Annotated in this window: 16 protein-coding genes and 1 pseudogene; 3 read left to right on the top strand and 14 right to left on the bottom strand. The window is 71.9% G+C overall.

Annotated features, from left to right (window positions below; translation table 11 throughout):
* Positions 1 to 413: 413 nt before the first annotated feature.
* The 6 genes from hisD to NJ376_RS15295 form a co-directional block, all read right to left on the bottom strand.
* Complete coding sequence (gene hisD, locus NJ376_RS15320; RefSeq protein ID WP_252954158.1) at positions 414 to 1,706, bottom strand: histidinol dehydrogenase; 1,293 nt, start codon at positions 1,704 to 1,706, stop codon at positions 414 to 416.
* 229 nt (positions 1,707 to 1,935) lie between these two features.
* Positions 1,936 to 2,676 carry an ATP phosphoribosyltransferase gene (gene hisG, locus NJ376_RS15315; protein ID WP_252954157.1) on the bottom strand — a complete coding sequence of 247 codons (741 nt, stop codon included), beginning with the start codon at positions 2,674 to 2,676 and terminating at the stop codon, positions 1,936 to 1,938.
* Positions 2,677 to 2,683: 7 nt separating this feature from the next.
* A complete protein-coding gene (gene murA, locus NJ376_RS15310; RefSeq protein WP_252954156.1) occupies positions 2,684 to 3,943 on the bottom strand; it encodes a UDP-N-acetylglucosamine 1-carboxyvinyltransferase in 1,260 nt (419 codons plus the stop codon).
* 20 nt (positions 3,944 to 3,963) lie between these two features.
* Complete coding sequence (gene dcd, locus NJ376_RS15305; protein ID WP_252954155.1) at positions 3,964 to 4,518, bottom strand: dCTP deaminase; 555 nt, start codon at positions 4,516 to 4,518, stop codon at positions 3,964 to 3,966.
* Positions 4,519 to 4,928: 410 nt separating this feature from the next.
* On the bottom strand, positions 4,929 to 5,117 hold the full coding sequence (locus tag NJ376_RS15300; RefSeq protein ID WP_370288306.1) for a hypothetical protein: 189 nt from the start codon (positions 5,115 to 5,117) through the stop codon (positions 4,929 to 4,931).
* 54 nt (positions 5,118 to 5,171) lie between these two features.
* Positions 5,172 to 6,161: a Bug family tripartite tricarboxylate transporter substrate binding protein gene (locus NJ376_RS15295; protein ID WP_252954153.1), complete on the bottom strand. Its 990-nt coding sequence runs from the start codon at positions 6,159 to 6,161 to the stop codon at positions 5,172 to 5,174.
* 255 nt (positions 6,162 to 6,416) lie between these two features.
* Here NJ376_RS15295 and NJ376_RS29330 point away from each other — a divergent pair, with 255 nt between their 5' ends.
* From NJ376_RS29330 to NJ376_RS15280, 3 genes are read left to right on the top strand one after another with little or no spacing between them, the layout of a single operon-like run.
* Positions 6,417 to 8,219 carry an FAD-dependent oxidoreductase gene (locus NJ376_RS29330; protein WP_252954152.1) on the top strand — a complete coding sequence of 601 codons (1,803 nt, stop codon included), beginning with the start codon at positions 6,417 to 6,419 and terminating at the stop codon, positions 8,217 to 8,219.
* An 11-nt stretch (positions 8,220 to 8,230) separates the two neighbouring features.
* Positions 8,231 to 10,078, top strand: a complete 1,848-nt coding sequence (locus NJ376_RS15285) for a 2-oxoacid:acceptor oxidoreductase subunit alpha (protein WP_252954151.1) — start codon at positions 8,231 to 8,233, stop codon at positions 10,076 to 10,078.
* Positions 10,075 to 11,130: a 2-oxoacid:ferredoxin oxidoreductase subunit beta gene (locus NJ376_RS15280; protein WP_252954150.1), complete on the top strand. Its 1,056-nt coding sequence runs from the start codon at positions 10,075 to 10,077 to the stop codon at positions 11,128 to 11,130. The genes NJ376_RS15285 and NJ376_RS15280 overlap by 4 nt, the downstream gene beginning before the upstream one ends.
* A gap of 170 nt (positions 11,131 to 11,300) precedes the next feature.
* Here NJ376_RS15280 and NJ376_RS15275 read toward each other — a convergent pair whose 3' ends face one another.
* From NJ376_RS15275 to NJ376_RS15240, 8 genes and pseudogenes are all read right to left on the bottom strand, one after another.
* Entirely contained in the window at positions 11,301 to 12,848 is a 1,548-nt protein-coding gene (locus NJ376_RS15275; protein WP_252954149.1) for a formylglycine-generating enzyme family protein, read from the bottom strand.
* On the bottom strand, positions 12,845 to 14,038 hold the full coding sequence (locus tag NJ376_RS15270; protein WP_252954148.1) for an ABC transporter permease family protein: 1,194 nt from the start codon (positions 14,036 to 14,038) through the stop codon (positions 12,845 to 12,847). The genes NJ376_RS15275 and NJ376_RS15270 overlap by 4 nt, the downstream gene beginning before the upstream one ends.
* Before the next feature lie 283 nt (positions 14,039 to 14,321).
* Positions 14,322 to 15,143 carry an ATP-binding cassette domain-containing protein gene (locus tag NJ376_RS15265; RefSeq protein ID WP_252954147.1) on the bottom strand — a complete coding sequence of 274 codons (822 nt, stop codon included), beginning with the start codon at positions 15,141 to 15,143 and terminating at the stop codon, positions 14,322 to 14,324.
* Positions 15,140 to 17,116 (bottom strand): vWA domain-containing protein, encoded by a 1,977-nt coding sequence (locus NJ376_RS15260; protein ID WP_252954146.1) that lies wholly within the window; start codon positions 17,114 to 17,116, stop codon positions 15,140 to 15,142. Before NJ376_RS15260 ends, NJ376_RS15265 begins: the two co-directional genes overlap by 4 nt.
* Positions 17,113 to 18,273 (bottom strand): hypothetical protein, encoded by a 1,161-nt coding sequence (locus tag NJ376_RS15255; RefSeq protein ID WP_252954145.1) that lies wholly within the window; start codon positions 18,271 to 18,273, stop codon positions 17,113 to 17,115. Before NJ376_RS15255 ends, NJ376_RS15260 begins: the two co-directional genes overlap by 4 nt.
* Before the next feature lie 10 nt (positions 18,274 to 18,283).
* A complete protein-coding gene (locus tag NJ376_RS15250) occupies positions 18,284 to 20,908 on the bottom strand; it encodes a virulence factor SrfC family protein (protein WP_252954144.1) in 2,625 nt (874 codons plus the stop codon).
* On the bottom strand, positions 20,905 to 23,883 hold the full coding sequence (locus tag NJ376_RS15245; RefSeq protein ID WP_252954143.1) for a virulence factor SrfB: 2,979 nt from the start codon (positions 23,881 to 23,883) through the stop codon (positions 20,905 to 20,907). The genes NJ376_RS15250 and NJ376_RS15245 overlap by 4 nt, the downstream gene beginning before the upstream one ends.
* A 37-nt stretch (positions 23,884 to 23,920) precedes the next feature.
* Positions 23,921 to 24,472: pseudogene (locus NJ376_RS15240) on the bottom strand (hypothetical protein); the annotation flags it as partial.

The raw sequence follows: 24,472 nt of genomic DNA, 5'->3' as shown, positions 1-24,472 counted from the left end.
GGGGGCGGGCCGGCGGGCGGGAAGATGGCGGCGGGGGCGGCCAAGGTCAAGGATGGCTCCCCTTTCGGGGGAGGCAATCGGCCTCCGCCCTGCGGCGGGCAGGGCGAAACGGCTGGCGAGGATGCTGACGGCGCAGGCGGCTTCGGGCTGGGCGGCATGGCCCGCTTCCGCTGGCACGCGGCAGGGGATTCGGGCGGCGCGACGCAGCTGCGTGCGCCTATCGAAGCCTGCCACCCGCTGTCCTGTCGCGGACCGGCCGTGGCAGGCGGTGCGCGACCTCAGGGGTCAGCGGGTCGGGGCCGGGAAAGGCCGCGCAGCGGATCCTGCGGAACTCCAACGCCGTCTCGGCCAGCCCGGTGGGCAGGGAAGACGACCCCCGCCGGCGAGGGCGGCCGAACCACCGCCGCCGGACCCTATCCCGGCAGGCGCAGCGCCACGCTGCGGGCATGGGCCTGCAACCCCTCCGCCTCGGCCAGCGCCACGGCGGCGGGGCCGATGGCGGCAAGGCCCTCGGCGCTCGCCTCCACCCAGGTGGTGCGCTTCAGGAAGTCGAAGACCGAAAGGCCGGAGGCGAAGCGGGCGGTCCGGCCGGTGGGCAGCACATGGTTCGGGCCGGCGACATAGTCGCCCAGCGCCTCCGGGCAATACCGCCCGAGGAAGGCGGCGCCGGCATGGCGCACCTCGGCCAGCGCCGCGCGCGGATCCGGCAGCATCAACTGCAGATGCTCCGGCGCCAGGCGGTTCACCAGAGCAAAGGCTTCGGCCCAGTCCCGCACCAGGATGACGGCGCCATGGCGCCGCCAGCTCTCGCCGGCAATGGCGCCGCGCGGCAGCACCTTCAGCTCCGCCTCCACCGCCGCCGCGACGGCATCGGCGAAGCCGGCATCCTCGGTGATGAGGATGGCCTGGGCGCTCTCGTCATGCTCGGCCTGGGCCAGCAGGTCCACGGCCACATGGCGGGGATCGTTGGTGGCATCCGCCAGCACCACCACCTCGGAGGGCCCGGCGATGGAATCGATGCCGACCCGGCCGAAGACCTGCCGCTTCGCCTCCGCCACATAGGCATTGCCAGGCCCGACGATCCGGTCCACCGGCGCGATGCTCGCCGTGCCCCAGGCCAGCGCCGCCACCGCCTGGGCGCCGCCGATGCGATAGACCTCCGTCACCCCCGCCCGCCGCGCCGCGGCCAGCACCAGCGGGTTCAGCACCCCGCCCGGGCAGGGCACCGCCATGGCGATGCGCGCCACGCCCGCGACCCGGGCCGGGATGGCGTTCATCAGCACGGAGGAGGGGTAGCTGGCCTTCCCCCCCGGCACATAGAGCCCGACCGCATCCAGCGCGTTCCAGCGCATGCCGAGGGTCAGCCCCGCCGGATCGGGCAACGCCAGGTCAGCCGGCTTCTGCGCCGCGTGGAAGCGTTCGATCCGCTCGGCGGCGAGGTCGAGGGCCGCCAGCAGCTCCGCCGGGATGCCGGCGGTGGCGGCGGCGATCTCGGCCTCCGTCACGCGCAGCGCGGCGGCATCCGCCGGCGTCCAGCCATCGAAGCGCGCGGTGCAGTCCAGCAGCGCCGCATCGCCCCGCGCCCGCACCTCGGCGATGATCGCGGCCACGGCGGCATCGACGCGCGAGGTCGTCTCCCGCGCCGTGTCCAGCAGCGCGGCGAACTCCGCGGCGAAGGCCGGGGCGCTTGTGTCCAGCCGCTTCATGTGAAACGCGCGCCGATCCGATTCACGCTCCGCTCCTCGCGCCTGCGACGCTGCGGGGCTCCGCGATCGGAGCGAGGTGGGCCGATCCGATTCACGCGCCGCTCCTCGCGCCTGCGACGCTGCGGGGCTCCGCGATCGGAGCGAGGTTGGCCGATCCGATTCACGCGCCGCTCCTCGCGCCCGCGGCGCTGCGGGGCTCCGCGATCGGAGCGAGGTTGGCCGATCCGATTCACGCGCCGCTCCTCGCGCCCGCGGCGCTGCGGGGCTCCGCGATCGGATCGGAGAGCGCCGCCCGGAACCGGGCGATCCAGGCGCCGATCGCCTCCGGCCGGGTCTTCAGCGCGGTGCGGTTGACGACGAGGCGGGAGGTGACATGGGCGATCACCTCGGTCTCGATCAGCCCGTTCGCCTTCAGCGTGCTGCCGGTCTGCACCAGGTCCACGATCACCCGGGCGAGGCCGAGGGAGGGCGCCAGCTCCATGGCGCCGTTCAGATGCACCACCTCGGCCTGCACCCCGCGCGCCGCGTAGTGCCGCTGGGCGATGTTCGGGTATTTGCTGGCCACCGCGATCCGCGACCAGCGGCTGGGATCGTCCCGCCCGGCGGTCGCCGCCGGCTCCGCCACGCTGATCCGGCAGCGGCCGATGCCGAGGTCGAGCGGCGCATAGATCTCCGGGTAGTCGAACTCCATCAGCACATCGGCGCCGCAGATGCCGATCTGCGCCGCGCCATGGGCGACGAAGGTGGCGACATCGAAGGGCCGAACGCGCACCACGTCGAGCGCCGGGTCGTTCGTCTCGAAGCGCAGCCGTCGGCTGTCCTCGTCCACGTAATCCGCGGCGGGGACGATGCCGGCGCGCGCCAGCACGGGGCCAAGCTCGGCCAGGATGCGCCCTTTCGGCAAGGCCAGGACGATTGGCCCGGTTTCCTCCGCCATGGCGGCAGCTTCGGTCGGCAACGGCAGGTCCATGCAGCCCTCAGCCAGGCATCCGTTCGATATCGGCGCCGAGGGCGGCGAGTTTCTCCTCCACCCGCTCATAGCCGCGATCGAGGTGATAGACGCGGTTCACGATGGTCTCCCCCTCCGCCGCCAGCCCGGCCAGCACCAGGGAGACGGAGGCGCGCAGGTCGGTCGCCATCACCGGCGCGCCGGAGAGCTTCGGCACGCCGCGCACGATGGCCGACGCCCCGTGGTAGTTGATGCGCGCGCCCATGCGCATCAGCTCCGGCACATGCATGAAGCGGTTCTCGAAGATCGTCTCGGTGATCATGCTGGCGCCCTCGGCGATGCTCATCAGCGCCATGAACTGGGCCTGCATGTCCGTGGCGAAGCCCGGGAAGGGATCGGTCTGCACATCGACGCCGTGCAGCCCGTTGAGGCGGGTGACGCGGAGGCCGCGATTCTCCTCCGCCAGCCCCACCCCGGCCTCCCGCAGCACCCGGGCGACGGCGCCGAGATGCTCGAGCCGGGCGCCCTCCAGCAGCACCTCGCCGCCGGTGATGGCGGCGGCGCAGGCATAGGTGCCGGCCTCGATCCGGTCCGCGAGCACGCGGTGGGTGGCGCCGGAGAGGCTGTCCACCCCCTGGATGCGCAGCTTGTCGGTGCCCACGCCCTCGATCCGGGCGCCCATGCGCATGAGGCAGAGGGCGAGGTCTTCGATCTCCGGCTCCCGCGCCGCGTTCACCAGCTCGCTCTCGCCCTTGGCCAGCACGGCGGCAAGCAGCAGGTTTTCCGTGGCGCCGACGCTGACCGAGGGGAAGAGGATGCGGGCGCCGCGCAGCCCTCCCGCGGGGGCGCGGGCCTCGATATAGCCGCCGGTGAGGTCGATGGTCGCCCCCATCGCCTCCAGCCCCTTCAGGTGGAGGTCGACCGGCCGCGTGCCGATGGCGCAGCCCCCGGGCATGGAGACCCGCGCCTCGCCGTAGCGCGCCAGCAGCGGGCCGAGCACCAGGACGGAGGCGCGCATCTTGCGCACGATGTCGTAGGGCGCCTCGAGGTTGTTCGCCTCGCCCGCCAGGTGCATGCGGCGGCTCGCCCGGTCATGCTCCACCGCAAGGCCATGCTGCTCCAGCAGCAGGGCCATGGTGCGGGTATCGGCCAGATCCGGCACATTGGTCAGGGTCAGCGGGCCGCCGAGCAGGGCGGCGGGCATCAGGGCCAGCACCGCATTCTTGGCGCCGGAAATCGGCACATTGCCTCTGAGCTGGCGGCCGCCGCGAATGCGGATGCGGTCCATCCCCGTATGTCCCCCGGTGCCTAGAGCTTCGGCAGCGCAACGCCGCGCTGGTGCATGTACTTCCCGGCCCGGTCGGCATAGCTGATCTCGGGCATCGAGTCGCCCTTCAGGAACAGGAACTGGCAGATCCCCTCATTGGCATAGATGCGGGCGGGCAGCGGGGTGGTGTTGCTGATCTCGATGGTCACCTGGCCTTCCCATTCCGGCTCCAGCGGGGTGACGTTCACGATCAGCCCACAGCGCGCATAGGTGGATTTGCCGAGGCAGATCACCAGCACGTCGCGCGGGATGCGGAAATACTCGACGGTATGGGCCAGGACGAAGGAATTGGGCGGGACGATGCAGGTCTCGCCGCGGCGGGTGACGAAGCCTTCCTCGGAGAAATTCTTCGGATCCACCAACGCGTTGTCCACATTGGTGAAGACCTTGAACTCATCCGCCACCCTGGCATCGTAGCCGTAGGAGGACAGGCCGTAGCTGATCGTGCCCTCCCGCCGCTGGCTCTCGACGAAGGGTTCGATCATGCCGTGCTCCGCCGCCATCCGGCGGATCCAATGATCGGGCATGATGGACATGGGTTTGCGCTGCCTTCGCGTGGCGGGGCCGGACCCCTTACCCCAGGGCGCGGAGGCGGGCAACCGCGGCGGGGGCGGGGCTAGGCCGACCTGCGGGTATGGCAGGGGTGGCGCCGGGCCATGCGCTGGATGCGTTGGTGCGTTGCACAATTGCACTTGCACCAGCCGGGTGGAGAGCGTAGATAGGGCGTGGGTGGACGGTACGGCACGCCGCACCGCCCGCCTTTCTTGGACGTTTCCTCCCTAAACTCGGCGGCACCATCCGGTGCCGCCTTTTTTTTGCGCCTGCGGGAAGGAGCGCGGCTGACCGGAGGGCAGCATATCACTGCCCGCCAGGTCAATATATTATCGGTTGCTGCCTGATATATCACCTCGCCGAGCTGTGATGCTTCGGCGTAGAGCCAGGATTTTCAATCGCTTGGCGTCTCCGGCGGGCGAGGTCGGCTGGTCGGCACCTCCGTCTCCGGCGCGGGCTCGGAAGGCTGCGCTACCTCCCTTCCCCGCGCCTGGGCCTTGCGGCGCCGCAGATTGGCGCGCAGCGCGGCCGCCAGCCGCGCCTCTCGCGCCGCCTTCGAATCAGGTTTCGGATCCTCCGCCATGGCGGGAGGCGTGCCCGCACCCTCGGGCGGCGTCAACCGCGGGGGCATGGCCGGCTATTCCGGCTTCAGCCCGGCCAGCTCCGCCGCCTGCCGGGCCCTGGCCCGCTCCGCGGCCAGGAAGGCGCCGAAGCCGGCGGGGGTCTGCTGCTCGGCGCTCGCGATCGTGGCGCCGAGCGTCGCCAGCCGGGACTGCACCGCCAGGTCCGCCAGCGCGCCCTGCAGCGCCTGCAGCAGCGCCGCCGCCACCGGGTCCGGCGTCCGCACCGGCAGCAGCAGCCCGCCGAAGCTGAGGGCGGTGAAGCCCTCCACCCCCAGCTCCTGGAAGCTGGGCACCTCCGGCAGCAGGGCCGCGCGCTGCGGCGACGCCACGGCCAGGAGGCGCGCCTGGCCGGATTGGTGCAGCGGCAGCGCCGTCGTCAGCTCCAGCAGCGAGGCATCGACCGTCCCGCCCAGCAGGTCCGGCACCAGCGCCCCGCCGCCGCGATAGGGGACATGGGTGAGCTGGACGCCCGCCCCGCGCTGCAGCAGCTCCAGCGCCAGATGCGCCACGCTGCCATTGCCGGGGGTGGCCACGCTGATGCTGCCCGGCGCCGCCTTGGCCGCAGCCGCCATGGCCGGCCAGCCCTCCGCCCGCTGCCGCGGCCCCACCACCAGGCCGAGCGGGACGGTGGCGATCAGCCCGATGGGGCGGAAATCCTTCTCGGCATCATAGGGCAGGTGCGCCTGCAGCACGGGGTTGGCGACCATGGTGCCGCCGGAGCCGAGCAGCAGCGTGGTCCCATCCGGCGCCGCCCGGGCCACGACCTCGGTGCCGATGGTGCCGCCGCCGCCCGGCCGCGCCACCACCACCACCGGCTTGCCGAGGCGGGCCCCCATCGGCTCAGCCACCACGCGGGCCATGACGTCGGTATTCCCGCCGGCGGCGAAGGGGAGGACGATGCGCAGCGGCCGGTCCGGCACCCAGGCGGCCTGGGCCCGGGCGGCGGCGGGCAGCGCGGCGCCCAGTGCTGGCAGGGTGGCAAGCAAGCTCCGGCGCGTCGGCATCCCGGCCTTCCTCCCGATATCCTTCGCCCCAGCCTGCCGGAAGCCGAAACGGCCGCAAAGAGGGGGTCCGTTGCGGCCCTCCCCGGCTTGGGGCAATCTGGGAAATGCCCGAGTGGCAAGGGAGGAAAATGGCGATACGCAGGCGGCCGCCCCAGGCGCCGCCGCGGCCGGCCCGGCATGGCCGCCGGCCCTGCGTTACCATGATCCTCCCCGCTACGAAGGCCCAAAGCGCAATCGTCCAAGGAAGGCCCCCGCGTGACGCCGACCGACATCAGCAATCCCGACACCTTCCACAAGGTCGTCGACTGCCAGTGGGCCTGCCCGGCGCATACGCCGGTGCCCGAATACATCCGGCTGATCGCCGCGGGGCGGTACAGCGACGCCTACATGGTCAATTGGCACTCCAACGTCTTCCCCGGCATCCTCGGCCGCACCTGCGACCGGCCCTGCGAGCCGGCCTGCCGCCGCGGCCGGGTGGAGGAGGAGCCGGTGGCGATCTGCCGGCTGAAGCGCGTGGCGGCCGACAACAAGGAGGATATCCAGGCGCGGCTGCCGCCCATCCCCGCGGTGCGGAACGGCAAGCGCATCGCCTGCGTCGGCGCCGGCCCGGCCAGCCTGACGGTGGCCCGCGACCTCGCCCCGATGGGCTATGAGGTGCATGTCTTCGACGGGGAGAAAAAGGGCGGCGGCTTCATCCGCAGCCAGATCCCCCGCTTCCGCCTGCCGGAATCCGTCATCGACGAGGAGGTGGGCTACATCACCGAGCGCGGCGGCGTGACCACGCATTTCGGCCAGCGGGTGGAGAGCCTGCGCGCCCTGCTGGATGCCGGCTACGATGCGGTCTTCATCGGCTCCGGCGCGCCGCGCGGCCGCGACCTGGACGTGCCGGGCCGCAAGGAAGCCGCGGCGAACATCCATATCGGCATCGACTGGCTTTCCTCCGTCTCCTTCGGCCATATCGAGAGCATCGGGAAGCGCGTCATCGTCCTCGGCGGCGGCAACACCGCGATGGATTGCTGCCGCTCCGCCCGGCGCCTCGGCGGCGAGCAGGTGACGGTCGTCGTCCGCTCCGGCTTCGAGGAGATGAAGGCGAGCCCGTGGGAGAAGGAGGATGCCATGAACGAGGGCATCCCCATCCTCAACTACCTGGTGCCGAAGGAAGTGCTGCACCAGGGCGGCAAGCTGACCGGCATGGTGTTCGAGAAGGTGAAGGCGGAGCGCGACGCCAAGGGCCGCCGCACCCTGGTCCCGACCGGTGAGCCGGACGTGACCATCGAGGCCGATGACGTGCTGGTGGCGATCGGCCAGGAGAATGCCTTCCCCTGGATCGAGCGCGATCTCGGCCTTGAATTCGACCGCTGGGGCCTGCCTGCCCTGAACGAGAAGACGCTGCAGAGCAGCATCCCCAACGTCTTCTTCGGCGGCGATGCCGCCTTCGGCCCGAAGAACATCATCTGGGCCGTGGCGCATGGGCATGAGGCGGCGGTCTCCATCGACCGCTATTGCCGCGGCCTGGATGTGGGCGAGCGCCCGCCGCCCGAGGTGGTGATGTCCAGCCAGAAGATGGGCATCCATGAGTGGAGCTACGACAGCGGCGTCTCGCTCGACCTCCGCTTCAAGGTGCCCCACGCGGAACATGAGGTGGCGCTGCGCGACATCCGGACGGAGGTCGAGCTCGGCTACGACCGGGAGCTGGCCTACAAGGAAGCCCAGCGCTGCCTGAATTGCGACGTGCAGACGGTGTTCACCACCAGCCTCTGCATCGAATGCGACGCCTGCGTCGATATCTGCCCGGTGGACTGCATCACCTTCACCGCGGATGGCGAGGAGCAGGAGCTGCGGGAGCGGCTGCGGGTCCCGGCGCTGAACCTCGACCAGCCGCTCTATGTGCAGGACGGTCTCAAGACCGGCCGCGTCATGGTGAAGGACGAGGATGTCTGCCTGCATTGCGGCATGTGCGCGGAGCGCTGCCCGACCGGGGCCTGGGACATGCAGAAATTCTTCCTCGAGACCGCGAAGCCCTATGCCGGGAGGGTGGCCGCATGCCAGGCCCAGTGAGTGCCGAGGGAATGAGCACGGAGGGGGCGGCCGCCATGGTCAACGACTTCGTCGTCAAATTCGCCAACGTGAACGGCTCGGGCTCGGCCAGCGCCAACCAGCTCTTCGCCAAGTCGATCCTGCGCATGGGCATCCCCATCGCGTCGCGCAACATCTTCCCGAGCAACATCCAGGGCCTGCCGACCTGGTTCGAGGTGCGCGTCTCCGGCGAAGGCCATCTCGGCCGGCGCGGCGGCGTGGACCTCATGGTCGCGATGAACCCGCAGACCTGGGACCGCGACCTGGCCGAGATCGATCCCGGCGGCTACCTGCTCTATGACAGCACGCGCCCCATGCCGCGCTCCCGCTTCCGGGAGGACATCCAGGTCATCGGCGTGCCGCTGACCGAGATGTGCAACGCCGCCTACACGGATGCGCGGCAGCGCCAGCTCCTCAAGAACATCATGTATGTCGGCGTGCTCTCCGCCCTGCTGGAAATCGAGCCCTCGGTGATCGAGCAGCTCCTGGCCGAGCAGTACAAGGGCAAGGAAAGGCTGGCCAAGCCGAACAGCGAGGCCTTCCACATGGGCCGCGACTGGGCGCTGGCGAATCTCTCCTGCCCCATCGCCCTGAAGCTGGAACGCGCCGATATGGTCGGCCACCGCATCTATGTGGATGGCAACAGCGCGGCCGGGCTCGGCGCCGTCTATGGCGGCGCCACGGTCTGCGCCTGGTATCCCATCACCCCCTCCACCTCGCTGGCCGAGGGTTTCGAGCGCTATGCGAAGCGCTTCCGCACGGAGACGGAGACCGGGCAGAAGCGCTACGCCATCATCCAGGCGGAGGACGAGCTGGCCTCCATCGGCATCGTCATCGGCGCCGCCTGGAACGGGGCGCGGGCCTTCACCGCCACCTCCGGCCCCGGCATCTCGCTGATGCAGGAATTCGTCGGCCTCGCCTATTTCGCGGAAATCCCCGCCGTCATCTTCGATGTGCAGCGGGCCGGCCCCTCCACCGGCATGCCGACGCGCACCCAGCAATCCGACGTGCTGGCGGCGGCCTATGCCAGCCATGGCGATACCAAGCATATCGTGCTGTTCCCCGAGGATCCGCATGAATGCTTCGCCTTCGGCGCCGATGCCTTCGACCTGGCGGACCGGCTGCAGCAGCCGGTCTTCGTGCTGCTCGACCTCGACATCGGCATGAATGACTGGCTGTGCGAGCCCTTCCAGTGGGATGACAGCCGCAAGCTGGACCGCGGCAAGGTGATGACGGCGGAGGCGCTGGAAGCCGGCACCCAATTCGGCCGCTACCTCGATGTGGACGGGGACGGCATCCCCTTCCGCACCTATCCGGGCACGCATCCCAGCAAGGGCGCCTTCTTCACCCGCGGCACCTCCCGCGACCGCTTCGCGAAATACACCGAGGTGGGTGCCGCCTATGTGGACAACATGCAGCGCCTGCTGAAGAAGTTCGAGACGGCGAAGGGGCTGGTGCCGCGTCCGGTGGAACGCCCGGCCTCGCAGCCCAGCCGCACCGGCGTGCTCTATTACGGCAGCTCCTCCGCGGCCATGAAGGAAGCGCTCTCGGCCCTGGAGGCGGAAGGGGTGCATCTGGACGCCATGCGCATCCGCGCCTTCCCCTTCCATGACGACGTGGCCGATTTCATTGCCCGGCACGACAAGGTCTTCGTCGTGGAGCAGAACCGCGACGCCCAGCTCCGCACCCTGCTGATGAACGAGCTGAGCATCGCCCCGGCCCGCCTCGTCCCCATCCTGCATTATGACGGCACGCCGATCACCGCCCGCTTCATCCGCGGCGCGATCGCCGAGGCGCTGCCGGGCCTCAACATCCTGCCCTTCGCCGGAGCCGCCGAATGAGCTTCCTGCCCAAGCCCAAGCTGCATCACCCGAAGCTGCCGGTGAATGCGCTCGGCTTCACCCGGCGCGACTATGAGGGGGCGATCAGCACCCTCTGCGCCGGCTGCGGCCATGACAGCATCAGCGCCGCCATCATCCAGGCCTGCTTCGAGCTGGAGATCGAGCCGCATCGCGTGGCCAAGCTCTCCGGCATCGGCTGTTCCTCCAAGACGCCGGACTACTTCCTCGGCGCCTCGCACGGCTTCAACTCCGTGCATGGCCGGATGCCCTCGGTGCTGACCGGCGCCAACCTCGCCAACCGGGACCTGATCTATCTCGGCGTCTCCGGCGACGGCGACAGCGCCTCCATCGGCTTCGGCCAGTTCGCGCACAGCATCCGCCGCGGCGTCAACATGACCTACATCGTCGAGAACAACGGCGTGTACGGGCTGACCAAGGGGCAGTTCTCCGCCACCTCGGACAAGGGCTCCAAGGCCAAGAAGGGCACGGTGAACACCGACGAGGCGATCGACCTCATCGGCATCGCGCTGCAGCTCGGCGCCACCTATGTCGCCCGCAGCTTCTCCGGCGACAAGGCGCAGCTCGTGCCCCTCATCAAGGGGGCGCTGCGGCATCCGGGTCCCGCCTTCATCGACTGCATCAGCCCCTGCGTCGCCTTCAACAACCACGAAGGCTCCACCAAGAGCTACGACTTCGTGCGCGAGCACAACGAGGCGATGAACTTCCTCGACGTCTTCCCGGGCCGCAGCGCCATCACCGCGGAGTACGCCCCGGGCGAGGTGCGGGAGGTGGAGCAGCATGACGGCTCCGTCCTGCGGCTGCGCAAGCTGCATGCGGAATACGACCCGACCGACCGCATCGGCGCCATGAACCACCTGCATGAGCGCAAGGCGGCGGGCGAGATCGTCACCGGCCTGCTCTATATCGACCCCGATCCGCAGGATTTGCACAGCAACCTCAACACCGTGCCGACGCCGCTGAACCGGCTGGACGATTCGGCGCTGGTGCCGGGCAAGGCGGCGCTGGAGAAGCTGAACGCCGCGCTGCGGTAACGCGGCGAGACGGCGCCGGGATACCCGGCGCGCCGTGCAGGCGGGTGACGGGCACTGCCGTCTCCCGCCGCAGGCCAGAGGTGCCGTAGCGCCTCGGCCGCCAGGGCGGGCGGCGCGAAGCCTGGGGCGCCCGAGCTGGCCAGCCGGGACCGTCCTTCCCCGACAGGGGGCTACCTTCCCTGCCGCAGATTGCGGATCCCTTCCTCCACCGCCCGGTCCATGTCCGCGGAAATGGCCGGTGCGGCGGGGCTGCGGCCGAGCTGGCTGTCCCGGATGTGGCGGTCGATCATGTCGATATAGATGCCGAAGCGCGGCAGGTTGCGCCGCTGCAGGTCCTGCCGCACCAGGGCGACCTGTTCGACCACCACGCTGCGCGGCGCGCCCTCGGCGGTCCGCCGCATCGTCGTGGCATAGATGTCGATCACCGATCCGCGGATGCGGCGCAGCTCGGCGATGGCGGCCTGGTTCTGCTCCCGCTCCCGTTCGGCCGAGTTCCTCTCGATCAGGGTCGCCCGCAGCGCGACATCGCGTGCCGAGGCCGCGAGCCCGGCCAGGCTCTCGATCTGCGCCCGCACGATCTCCCGCTGCTGCTCGCCGCGGGCGCGGGCATCGCTGGCAAGCTGCGCCTCCACCCGGCGGATCGCCGCCTGCTGCGCCGGGTCCTGCACCGTTCGCCGCAGCAACGCCAGCGCCGCCTGCGGGTCGTCGGCGGACCGCGCGACATCCTGCTGCCGGCTGTTGGCTTCCGCCAGGAAGGCGCGCTTCACCTCCTCGGTCTGCGCCAGGCTGGTGGTGGCCGTCACGGACAGCACCAGGCGGAATCCCGCCTGCGGCGTGCGGGTGGCGCGACCCGTCGTCGCGTCGAAGGGCGGCATCTCCTCCCGCAGGCTGCTGCGCAGCTCGTCGATCGGGCTGCCGTAATAGCCGCCGCGCAGCACGAAGCCGCCGGCATGGCCATGCGGCCGCCCCACCCGGTTCATCCGGTAGGGCTCCAGCACCATCTCCGCCACATTGCCCAGCATGTCGTGCAAGCCCAGCGGGTTGGGCTTCAACTGCCCCACCGCCTGGGCCCGCCCGCCGGTGCGGCGGCTGCCGGCCATGATGTAGGCCTCGGCATCGCCATCCGGCATGGGCGGCAGCGGCGCCAGGAACTCCGTCTCGCTCACCGCCGCGCCGCCGCGGGCGGCGTATTCCCACTCCGCCTCGGTCGGCAGGCGCAGATAGCCGATGGCGCCATCCTCCTTCGGCAGCGCGCCGCGCGCATTGGCCAGCAGGAAGGCGTTCAGCTTTTCCACGAAGGCTTGCGCGTCGAACCAGGAAAGATCGGCGGCGGGCCGCCGGCCCTCGGGGCTGGCCGGCGGGCATTGCGCGGCGATGACGGCGGCATACTGGTCGCGCGTCACCTCGTACTTGCCGATCCAGAAGCGCCGCGCCGGACCCGTGCCGCGGAAGCCGCCGGCGATGAAATCCGGGTGCTGGAACTCCGCCGGCCCCTGCTCCAGCTCCGGGGAGCCGAGCGTCACGCGCTTGTCGTCCAGCGGGCCGCTGCCGGCGGGCACCACCACCTCCCGCAACGCGAGGCGGCCGCCGCAGGGCAGGGGCAGCACCAGGTCGCCCTCCGCCGGCTGCGGGTTCCAGCGCGGAGTCTCCCAGGCCGCCGGGGCCTGGGCCAGGGCCGGGGAGCAGGCCAGCAGCCCCGCCAGGATCGCTCGCTTCATCCGCCCCTCACCGCCTCATAGGGTTCGATCCGCGCTGCCTGCCAGGCCGCGAGCGCCGAGGCCCCGATGGCCGCCAGCAGCGTGATGCCGATGCCGCGGCCGATGGTGCCGGCACCGAGCAGCGATAGCGGCCGGTCCAGCAGCACGCCCCCGAGCCCGGCATTGATGCCCGCCTGCACCGCCAGCGCCAGGCCTGCGGCCAGCAGCGCGCCGGCCAGTGCCAGCGCGGCGGCCTGGGCAACCGGCATCAGCACCACCCCGCCCCGCCCGAGCCCCATCAGCCGGAGCCCCGCCAGCAGCCCCCGCTTCCGCTCCACATTCGCCCAGAGCCCGGCGCCGAGGGAGAGCACGAGGCCACTCCCCGCCACCGCGGCAATGGCCAGCAGCAGCCGCCCCAGCGCCGCGTCGATCGCCAGCATCGGGGCGATGTCCTGGGCCCGGGAGCGGGTCTCGATGCCGGCGGCGCGCAGCGCGGTGACCAGGGGCGGCACATCCTCCAGCCTTTTCGTGTAGAGGCGGAAGCCGGCATAGCCGGTGCGCGGCGCGGCGCGCGGCGGTGCGCCCGCCTCCGCCGGCATCCCGGCCCGGAATTCGGACCAGTCCTCCAACGCATCCGCCAGCGCCGGGGCGGCGAAGATGGCGTCGCGGTCCGAGGCGGTGATGGGCGCCACTTCCTGCACGGTCAGCGCCACGCGCAGCCGCTCCGGCGCCGCGCCGCGCTCCCCGCGGCCGAGCCGTCCCACCACCTCATCCCCCGCCTTCAGCCCCAGCCGGGCCGCCAGCGGCGCGCTGAGCACCACCTGGGTAGCGGCGACCGGCGCGCCCCCCGGCAGCAGCGGGTCGCCAGGGGAGGAGGGCACCACCGGCGCCCAGACCTGCCGCGCGCCATCCGGCGTCTCCAGCAGCAGGGTCGCGGCAAGCTGCCGGGTGCGGGGGGAGAGGTGCAGCACCTCCGGCCGCGCCGCCAGGGCGGCCAGCCAGTCCTGGCTGAACTCCCGGCTGGCGAGGGACATCACCTCCCGCGCCAGCGGGTCCTCCAGCACGGCGGCGCGCATCCCCTCCACCGCCCCGGCGCGGAGGCCGGCCAGCACCAGCAGCGGCGTCAGGATGGCGGCGACGGCCAGCACCTGGCAGAGCGTCATGCGCAGCTCCCCGCGCAGATCGGCCAGGGCGAGGCGGAGCGGCAGCATCACCCCTGCCCGTCCTGGCCCCGAGGCGGCCGGCCCGGGCGGAAAGGCGCACCACTCCGCCCGGCGGGGCTGATCAGGGGCCTTTCGGCCGGCGGGGGGGCCACCGGCATGCCGCAGACCCGGCAGGCTGCCCTCCGCCGGTCCGCCATGCCAAGCCGGTCAATCCTTCGGCCTCCGATGTCACGACGAGCGCCGGCGGCCGGTCCGGTCCCCGGCGGAGCCTGGCGGAACCGCCGCCCACGCGCAGCGACCGCAGCCTTCCCTGCCTGCACCGGATGCACGCTCATGCCGCCAGCGGCCGCAGCACGGAGGCGGGGATCGGCCCCGGTTCCGGCACGCAGCCCAGCAGGGCCAGCCCGGCCGCCTCGGCCCGCGGCAGGTCATGGGTGGAAAGCAGCACCGCAGCCCCCTCCTCCGCCGTGTCGCGCAGCAGGCGCAGGATCTCATCCGCCTGGCTGGGATGGACGGAGGCGGTCGGTTCATCCGCCAGCACCAAGGCCGGGCGGTGCGCCAGGGCCCGCGCCACCGCTGCCCGTTGCCGCTGCCCGACGGAGACCTGCGCCGGCAGCCGCTCCAGCACCCCGGCAATCTCCAGCCGCTCCGCCAGCCGCCCGATCAGCGCTGCATCCCGTCGGCCGGCCAGCTCCTGCGTCAGGGCGATGTTCCGCCGGAGCGTCAGGAAGGGCAGCAGCCCCGCCGTCTGCGGCACATAGCCGATGGCCGCCGCCCGCAGCGCCGCCAGCCCCGCCTCATCCCCCCGCGCCCAGAGATGCGCTGCATCCACCGCCGCCCCGCCCGGGCCGCGGCGCAGGGTGAAGCGCGTGGCGCGGCCCGGCTTCAGCGCCAGGGCCAGCAGGGCGAGGAAGGTGGATTTCCCGGCGCCGGACGGCCCCACCACCGCCGCCCGGTCGCCCTCCGCCAGGGCGAATTCCGGCACGCTGAGCCGGAACCCCTCCCCCAGCCGCCGCTCCAGCCCCGAGACCTCGAGCAGGATCCGGCGCGGCCGATCCCGGCCCTCGCTATCGCCCGGACGATCGGGCGCGTTCGGTAGCTGGCGCGGCCGATTCACGCCCTCGCTGCCGCTCGGGCGATCGGGCGCGCTCACGGCAGGGCGTCGAGCGGCACCGGGAAGACCTGCTCCCCCGCCTCCCGCCGGCCGGACAGCGTGGTCCAGAGGTTGGAGCGGGCGAAGTCGCGGTAGAGGCGGAGCTTCGCCTCCACTTGGTTCAGCAGCCGGGCCTGGGCGCCGGCGCTCATCGCATTCCACTCCCGCTCCGTCATCGCCATGATCTCGGAATTATAGGGCAACCCCTCCAGGAACTCGCCCAGCAGGCCGCCCAGCGCGCCAGAGAGGGCGATGCGCGAAGGATCGCGCGCCGCCACCGCCATGGCGGATTGCAGCTGGCCGAAGAATTCCCGCGGCTGCAGCCGCGTGGCGCGGCCGGCGCGCAGGATCTCCTCCAGCGTCTTGCTGAGATCCTCGAGCTGGTTGCGCGTCAGCAGCACGCGGACATCGATGGCGGCGATGCCGGGCGGCGCCGGGTCGCGGTCCAGCACGAAGGAGCGCACCACATCGGGCGCCGTCGTCCGCTGCTCCCGCCCCAGATAGGCGAGGCGCATGGCCTCGCCGACGATGCGCATCTGCGCCTCGATCCGCTGCGCCTCCCGCTGCGGCACCTGGCCGCCGCCGGCGCCGCGCAGCGCCTCCAGCGAGACGCCGGTGGTGGCCGAGACCTGGCGGAGGATGCCTTCCACCAGGGCGGAGACGGTGCCGCGGAAGGCCTCCGGCGCACCGTTCTCCACGCCGAAATAGAGGCTGTCCCCGGTATTGCCGTTGGCCGCGAGGCCGAGATATTGCCGCCGCGCCCGGGAATGGTTGCCGGATGTGCGGCCTTCCGGCGTCAGCAGATGCACCACCATCACCACCACGCCGGCGGCGCGGGCGCGCTGGGCGATCTCCTCGAAGCCCTGGCGGGTGGCGGAGAGCGGGTCCGCCGCATCCCGCCCGCCGGCATCGGTGATGAGCATGAGGTAGCGGCCGCCGAGCGAGGCCCAATCGACCTCGTCCAGCGCGGTGGCGAGGCCGGCCACCGGATCCTCGTCGAAGCCCTCATTGCCGCCGGTGCTGGCCACCAGCCCTTGCATGGCCGAAAGCGAGGCATCCGGCGGCTGGCCGAAATCCGGCTTCGCGAAGGTGCGGGCAGTGTATTCGTAGCCCTGCGGCGTCGCTTCCTTGCTGTCCCGGTAGCCGACCACGCCAAAGCGGAATTTGTCGCGCAGCGCCGTCTGCCGCAGGCGGCCGACGATGCCCGTCATCGCCTCCCGCGTCGCGTCGATATAGGGCTGCATGGAGATCGTGGTATCCACCACGAAGACCAGCCCGGCGCGGAAATTGGCCAGCGGATCGGCTGCCGCCTGCTGCGGCTGGGGCGGGCGTTCCTCGGGCGCGGAGGCAACCTCCAGCACCCGGACCGGACCGCCGATCTCGCGCTCCACCGTCGCCGCGTTGAGGATGGGCAGCAGATAGAATTGCTGCGTGATGTCCACATGGTTCGCCGGCTCCAGCGCCAGCACCCCGGGGGCGGGGCGACCGGCGGCGGCTTCCGTGCGCAGGCGCTGGGCTTCCGCAGCGCCGCCGGCATTCAGCAGGGCGCGGGCACCGGCCTCGGTCTCCATGAACAAGCCGCGGCCGCGATTGGCGGGGTTGGTGAAGGCCGCCACCATGCCGTGGTTCCATTCCACGGTGCGGGCGGCCTGCACCCAGCCTTCCGTCCTGCCATCCGGCGCGGGGCCGATCTGCAGCCATTCCTCCGCGCCCCGGCCCTGCTTCGCGTAGACGAAGAAGGCGCTGAAACCGAGGGCGGGGCGGCCCGGCCCGCCCGGCGCCTGGTGCAGCGTGGCGCCCGGGCGCAGCAGCACGCGCTGGTAGAGGCTGCGCTTGCCCGGCACCAGCAGCGGCGCGGGGCGCCCAGCCTGGCCGCCGCCCCCTTGCCGCCAGGGATCTGCCGGCTGCGCCAGGGCGGCGCCGGGCAGCAGGGCCGGCAGCAGCAGCAGGGGCAGCAGGCGGCGCAGCATCATGGCCAGAAATCCTCCAGCGTCAGCCGCGCCATGCTATCCCCTTGCTGCGCCTGCTGCTGCAACCAGCTCCGCAAGGCCGCGCGAGGCCCGGCGACGCCCGCCTCCCCGGCCCGCTCGGCATCGCGGTACCAGCGCGCCGCCTGGCGGGGGTCGGGCTCGTTGAAGGGCTGGCCGGGGCGGAAGCCGTTCGGGTCGTACATCCGGCCGAGTGCCGCCATGGCGCCGCCCACGCCGCGTTCCGCCGCGGCTTCCAGCAGCAGCAGCGCATCGTCATGCCGCCCGGCCTCCCGCATTGCCTCCGCGATGCGCACATATTCCGCCGGCTGGCAGCCGCTGCGGCCAGCGACATCGCGGGCGGTCTGCTGCCCGGCCGGCACGCCGCCCTCGCCGAGGCAGGCATCGGCCTGACCGGGGGATGGCGTGGCCAGCGGCGGGGCGGGGCTGGGCGGCGCCTCGGTCCGTGGGCCGGCCTCCGGCACGGGGGCGGGCGGCGGGTTGCGGAACCACCACCAAGCGCCCCCCGCGGCGGCGAGAAGCAGCAGCAACAGCAGCAGCCAGGGCCAGAGGGGCTTGGGTGGGGGCCTCTCCGCCTCGCCGCCCGTGATGGTGTCTCCGCCGGTGGTCCCGCCGCCCCCGATGGTGTCGCCGCCGCCAGCGGTCCCGCCGAGGGTGGTGCCGCCACCGCCGGGGACACCACCATCCTGAACCGCATCGCCGCCGCCAGTGGTCCCGCCACCGGTGGTCCCACCGCCCGTCGCCCCGCCGCCGCCAACGGTTCCGACGCCCTGGTGCGGCGCCTCGCGCCCCACCACCGTGCCGCGCCCCTGCCGGGGCCGACGTGGGATCTCCACCCAGGGCACGACGAAGCGGCCATTGGGGAAGGCGAGGAGGATCACCTCATAGGTGTCGGTTTCCAGGTGCTCGCAGATCGCGGGACCAAGGGTGAGGAGCAGGTCCCGCCCCTCCACCGCTGCCTCCTCCGGATGCAGCACCGCCTCTGCCGCCTGCCAGCCATTCGGGCCGAGATACGGGTCGTGATGCGGCTCCCAATACAGGCGGAAGCGCGGGTCCTCGACGGCCGCGGCGGCGCCGGGCAGGCGCAGCTCGGCATAGCCGGCGCCGCGGGTCGGATGGCGGCGGACGCTGCCCTCGCTCACGCCCGCGCCCTCACGCCGCATCCAGCGTTGCCGCCAGCCCCTGCAGGATCTGGCCGAGCCGCGCATTGGCCACGATGTCGTAATCCACGCCGTCGGAGGAGCGGGCATTGCCCTCCATCAGCCCGGCGAAGCCCGCGATCCAGTCGGCATTGTATTGCCGGTCATAGGCGGAGGGCTGTTCCGGCAAGGGCGGCGGCGCCGGGTCCGGCGCGCGGGCAAGGAAGATCGGCCGCTCATCGCGGCCGAGCTTCGGGCGCTTCGCCGGCTCCACCGCCGGCCAGCCCAGCCGGTGGACGAATTCGTTGATGTGTTCCTCGACGATCGCCACCTGCTTCTGCTCCATCGCATCGGCGCGGGCCTGGAAATTCGCCCGCCTCCGCAGCGCATCGGCGATGCTGTCGCGCAGCTTCAGCCGGCGCGCGCCCTGCGCCAGCTCCCCGGCGATCTCGGCGATGACCTCCCGCGGCAGGGGAAAATAGGCGAGCGCCGACTCGTCATCCGCCAGCGCCCGCATGCGCATCTCCCAATCCTCCAGCGCCAGGCTGGCGAATTGCTCGAAGACGTCGCGCGGCCCGGCGGCGGAAGGCGCCTCCTCGGTGGCCTCCGGCTCGCCCAGCAGGTCGCCCAGCAGATCGTCGTAATCGTCCTTGGTGGCGACGGCGCCGATCGGCGCCAGGCTGAGGCTGGCATCGGCGCGCAGCCGCCAATAGACGGCCGCGATGCTGTCCGCATCCACCATCAGGCTGCGCAGGAAGGGGCCGAGAAGCTGGGCCTGCGCCGTCTGCGCCAGGGCACGGCCGAGGATTCGGGCACGGCGCCGCGCATCCTCCACCCGCTGCTCGGCATCCCCACCACGGAAGAAGGGGCGGAGGCGGCCGGACATGCTGCTCACCAGCGCCGCGGCACGGGCCTTGAGCTGCCGGGCCTTCAGCGTCGGGTCGCAGACCGGCGCCAGCGCCGCCGCCAGATGCCCGATGCCACCGTCATTCGGCCGCAGCGCCTCGTCCCAGGCCTTGGCCGGGTTGGCGAAATGCTTCCGCACCAGGGGGTTGTTCAGATAGGCGTCGCGGCGTTCCTGCACCCGCTGCGCCGCGCGGGGCGAGACGCCCACCTCCCGCCGCCCGCCTTCCGGGTCCGGCTCGTAGTCGAAGACCGCATCGAAGCCGACCGAGGGGTTGCGCAGCCAGAAGGTGTTGGTGAAGGGCTGGCCCGGCACCCATTCATCCGGCCACTCATAGGCCTTGCCGAAGAAATCGACGAGGCTGGCCTGCATGCGGGCCGTCCAGCGATGGCCGGAGGCGATGTCCTCGCCCCCCTTCTCCTCGAATTCCGCGTCGAACTTCGTCAGCACGAAGAAGAGGTTGGAAGGCTTGCCGGCGCGATCGGCCGGCGTCCTGCCGGCGGTCAGGCCGATCCAGTCATCCACCATCTTCGGCAGGGTCTGCACCTCCTGCACTTGCGGCCCGACGCAGAGCAGCATGGCGCTGATCTCCTGCTCCGCATTGTAGCGCTGGAACAGGTAGGCGACCTTCCCGCGCAGGAAGGCGCGGCCGAGATTGCCGGGCGTGGCGAAGAATTTCTCGGCGTTCGGGATCTCCTCGCGCACCCGGGCGCCGGGGAAGTCCAGCAGGTCGGTGTGGTCGAAGAAGGCCCAGGGCTTCTCGGCCAGGGGCACGACGATCTCGGTGATGAGGGCGGTGGCCAGCGCCCGGTCCACCGGCACGGCGGCGCCGCCACTGGCCGGGCGCAGCGGCACCGTGCCGGGCGAGGCCTGGCCCATGGTGAAGAGGGTGCGCACATCCACCACGCTGGTCTCGCGCGGCTGCACCGCATCCATCCCCGCCCGCACATCCTCCGGGAAGCCAAGGCGCTTCAGCACGGCGAGCAGCTCGCTACAGGCCTTGGTCAGCGTCGGGTCCCGGCCCCAGAGGATGGCAAAGGCCTCCGCCCGCCGCTCCGCCGGCAGCCGCGGCACGATATCCGCGAAGCGCTGCCAGAAGCTGTTGGAGAGGGCGGCGATCAGCGTCCGGTCGCGGAAATGGTTGCGCAGATAGTCCTGCAGATCCTCGATGCCGTCCACGTCCAGCCCGTCGCAGGGCGCGGGCCCCGCCGCGCCTTCGAACTGCGCCAGATGCTTCTGGAGGTCCTCCGGCTGCGGCACCGCGCCCTCGTCCAGCGCGAAGTCTTCCAGGTAGGTGTTGGCGAGGATCTTCACCACATCGGTCTGGGTCAGCAGGCGCAGCGCGATGGGCGCATCCGCCGGCGCCGGCGGCGGGGCAATGGTGAAGCGGGTGACGAGGCCGGTGGATTCATTGCCGCCCGGCGGGTTGATGTCCTTCAGGAAGTCCAGCTTCTGGGTGCCGATCAGCGCCGTCAGCGGCTTGCCCAGCGGCGCCGCCAGCCGCGAGACGAGGTAGGATTTGCCGGCCTGGGAGGCGCCGAAAACAGCGACCGCCACCGGCCGCTGCGCCGCGTTGCGCAGCCCCCTAGCCCGGCGGGCATCGCGGCGGAGGTCGCGCGGCAGGCTCTCACTCGACTGCGGCGCACCGGTCTGCGCCCAGCCCAGGCTGTCCACCGCCAGCCGGTCGATCTCGGTCGCGCGCTCCGCCTCGCGCGCCAGCAGGGGGTTGCTCATGGCACGCTCCGGAGTTCGAGATTGCCCGTGTCGCGCCAATAGCCCTCGCCGCGCTCCATGGTCTGCAGGCGGAGATCGACATCGTTCGGGCTGGCGGGGTCGCCATTCGCCTGGATCACCTCCTCCACCTTGAACATCTCGCGCACCAGCCCCTCCTGGTCGCCCTCCTCCCCGCCGAATTGCTCATCCAGCCGCCGGACGGTGACGCGCAGCGGCAAAGCGAGGCGCGCCGCCTTCTCCGGCTCCCGCAGCTCGAAGGCATAGAGCGGCTGGGCGGTCCAGCGCTCGATCGGCAGTTGGCGGAAGCCGATCATGCTGGCGGCGGCCAGCGGCGTGGTGAAGGCGACATCGCCGCCGCCCTTCGCCTGGTCCAGGTCCACATCCCGCAGCAGCACCGCATTGCTGCGGAGCTGCCCGGACTGGTCGAGCCGCCCGATATAGCGCGCGGTGGATTTCATCCGGAAGGCACGGCTGCTGAGGTGGAAATTGCGCAGCCTGGCCTCCGCCTGCAGCCCCAGCATGGCGCCCACCGCCGCCGTGGTCTTGGGGTCCTCGATCCGGTTGGCGGCGTCGCGGAAGGGATAGGCGTCGCTCACCTGGTAGCGGTGCATGCGGATGATGCGGTGCGGCGGCACCGGGATGCGCGCCGTGACGATGTCGGCCACCGCTGTCAGTCGTGAAGGCCGGCCGGAGAGCAGCAGCACGTCGCAGCCGAGATGCCAGACCGCCTCGCAGAGATTGGCGAGGATCGGCCCGAAGGTGGCATGCACCAGCCGGTCCACCATCGGCACGGTGGCGACCATCTCGGCCTCCAGCACGCTCTCGGCACTCGCACCGGCCTCGCGCGCCTGGCGTTCGACATAGGCGATGGCGCGCTCCACCCCGATGCTGCGCTCGCGCAGGATCTCGGAGAGCTTCGCCTGCAGCAGCACGCCGGTGCTGCGGCCCTGCGCCTTTTCCCGCGCCTTCAGGATCTCGATCCCCACCGGTTCCAGCACCTGGGAGACGAATTGGCGCTTCAGGTGCCTTTCCTGCTCGCTCTGCCCACCCTGGTCGCCGCCCAGGGTGCGGCGCAGCAGCGCGCCGGCATCCACCACGCCGGCCATCTTCAGCGCGGCGGCGAGGCAGGGCACCACGACCTCCGCCAGCACCTGGCGCAGCAGATCGTCGCCGGCGGTCTTGAAGCTTTCACGGAATTCCTGCGCCGGCAGCACCGCATCGCCCTCGCCCAGCCGGTAGGAGGCCACCATGAGGTCCGTGGTGCCGCCGCCGATATCGATGCTGGCGACGCGGAGCGGCTGGCCGGCCGGGATGTTCAGCACATCGAACAGCGCCTGGGCATCGCCGCCCATGCGCACCGCGATCTCGTTGTGCAGCCAGACGATCTGGGTGGCGGTCGCCTCGTCCAGCGTCTCCGGGACCTTCGGCTCCTCCATCAGCTTGTTCAGCGGCGTGCCGTCCGGCGCGGTCCAGCCCAGCATCTGCCAGGCCAGCCGCACGCCCGCCTCGGCGCGCGCCCGCAGGATACGCTGCTCGGCCAGCGGCATGCCCGGCGGCATGGTCAGCACGATGCGGCGCAGCCGCCGCGGCACGTCGCTGTCCCGCCGCTCCTGCCGCCCGCCCGGGGAATTCGCCTGGGCCAGGGCCTGCAGCACGATCTCGGCGATCATCAGGGAGAACAGGGAGGAGCGGCTGAAATGCGCCCGCGTCGCCGGGGTGCCGCGCGGCGGCTTGCCGCGGCCAAGGCCGCGCACCTCCCCCTCCTCGGTCAGCAGCCGCATGAACATGCCGGAGACCGGCGGGTCGATCGCCTCCCCCGCCGTGCGGCTGTTGTAGCGCCAGGGCTGCGCCACCTTCGCCTTGTCCCAGAGATAGCGCTTGGGCGAGGAGATGCCCGTCGCCCCCTCATTGCCGAGCCGCGCCCCCGCCAGCCGCACCGCCTCCGGCCCCACCCGCACCGGGGAGGGCCAGGCAAAGGAGCCGGGCCGGCCGGCACGGCGGGCGATGGCGTCCCGCCCGAGGCTGGCGCGGCAGAATTCCACCCGGCTCTCGAAGGGCAGCGCATAGAAGCGGTGCGGCTCGGAGAGGTCGCGCAGGATCAGCGGCATGCTGTCCGAGAGGTTCATCCCCTGGCCGGGATGCTCCTCCACCAGGATGCCGCAGGTGCGGCTGTTGCCGACATCCAGCACCAGATCGACCTGCACCGGGTTGATCTCGAGCCCCGGGGAGATGGTGTCCACGAAGCGGATGCGCGGGACGCAGCCCAGCTCGCCCAGCAGGGCGAGGAAGGCGATGTAGCGGGCCTGGTGCTCGCAGGCGAAGGGGAAATCCTCCTTGCGCAGCGGCCGGCCGCGGGTCTGGGCCTGCTTGAACTCGCGGAACATCTCGGCGAGCCAGGCGGTCACCCATTCCTCGTTGATGAACCAGGCGTTGCGCTCGGTATCGGCGACCAGGGCGAGCTCCTGCCCGCGCATCACCGTGCGGCTATTGGGCGCCACGATGGTGTCCGGGTGGTCGGGGTCCGGCTCCATCAGCCCGGTGTCGAAGGCCAGCGTCAGCCGGGCGGGGCGCGTGGCGCTGCGGCGCGGGTCGGGCGGCAGCTCCGCGATGCGGGCGCGCACCCAGTTGCTCGGGCCGCGATCCATCAGATCCGGCGCATTGGCGCGCGGCTGCAGCACGGCGAAGACCGGCAACGGCACCCATTTGGCGAGGAAGGGCTCCAGCGCCCGGGCCACGTTGACGGAGTAGCACTCTTCCTCCACCGGCTGGTGGAGCGAGACGGGATCGACGAACTCCCCCTCCTCATTCGCCACCAGCTCGCGCAGCGCCACCGGCACCTCGCCGGTCTCGTCCGGGACGTCGGACAGCTTCTCCTCCCAGAAGCGCCGGCTCAGCCTGGGCAGCGCATCCAGGTCGAAATCGACATCCCAGAAATGGATGCCGCTGTTCGGCATCAGCGTGATCAGCTTCGTCATGCGTCCATTCCTGGCAGCGTCCTGCCGGCGCCGCCCCTCATCGCCGGAAACGTCCTGGCGTCTTGGGGCCGGGCCGCGGACCGTCCAGCTCGGTCCGGGTGCATTCCGCCTCGTTGTCGTTAATTCTGACGCAATCCTGCCGGCCGGTGTAGAGGCCGCGATTGCCGGTGCAGCGCGCGGGCTCGGCGATGACCATCCGGCGCCCCTCGAAACTGGCCTGGAGCGGGCCGGCGCAGCGCTGGCCATCGGCCCAGATCAATTCCTGCCTTCCATGGCCGTTGCGGTCGAAGCACATGCGCCAGGAGCGCAGCGGGTTGCGCTGCCCGGTGGTGGGATCGACGGTCGTCATCTCCGCGGTGTTGCGCCAGCAGCCTTCCAGCATGGAGAGGTCGCCGCGGTCCCAGCGCTCCTGCGGCAGCTCCTGGCGGCGGGGCGGCTCAGGGGGACGTGGGGCTTCGGCCTGGCGCTGGGGTGGTTCGGGCGGGGGCGGCTGCTCCACTGGCAGGGGGCAGGCGAGGCGGCGGCGGCCACGCTCCTCCTCCAGCCGGGCAAGCTCCGCCTCCAGCGCGTCCTGCCGCTCCGCCTCCCG

The sequence above is a fragment of the Siccirubricoccus soli genome, assembly GCF_024178315.1.
Lineage (GTDB): Bacteria > Pseudomonadota > Alphaproteobacteria > Acetobacterales > Acetobacteraceae > Siccirubricoccus > Siccirubricoccus soli.
The sequence above is the reverse complement of the archived record's forward strand: the minus strand, read 5'-3'. Positions and strand labels throughout refer to the sequence as shown.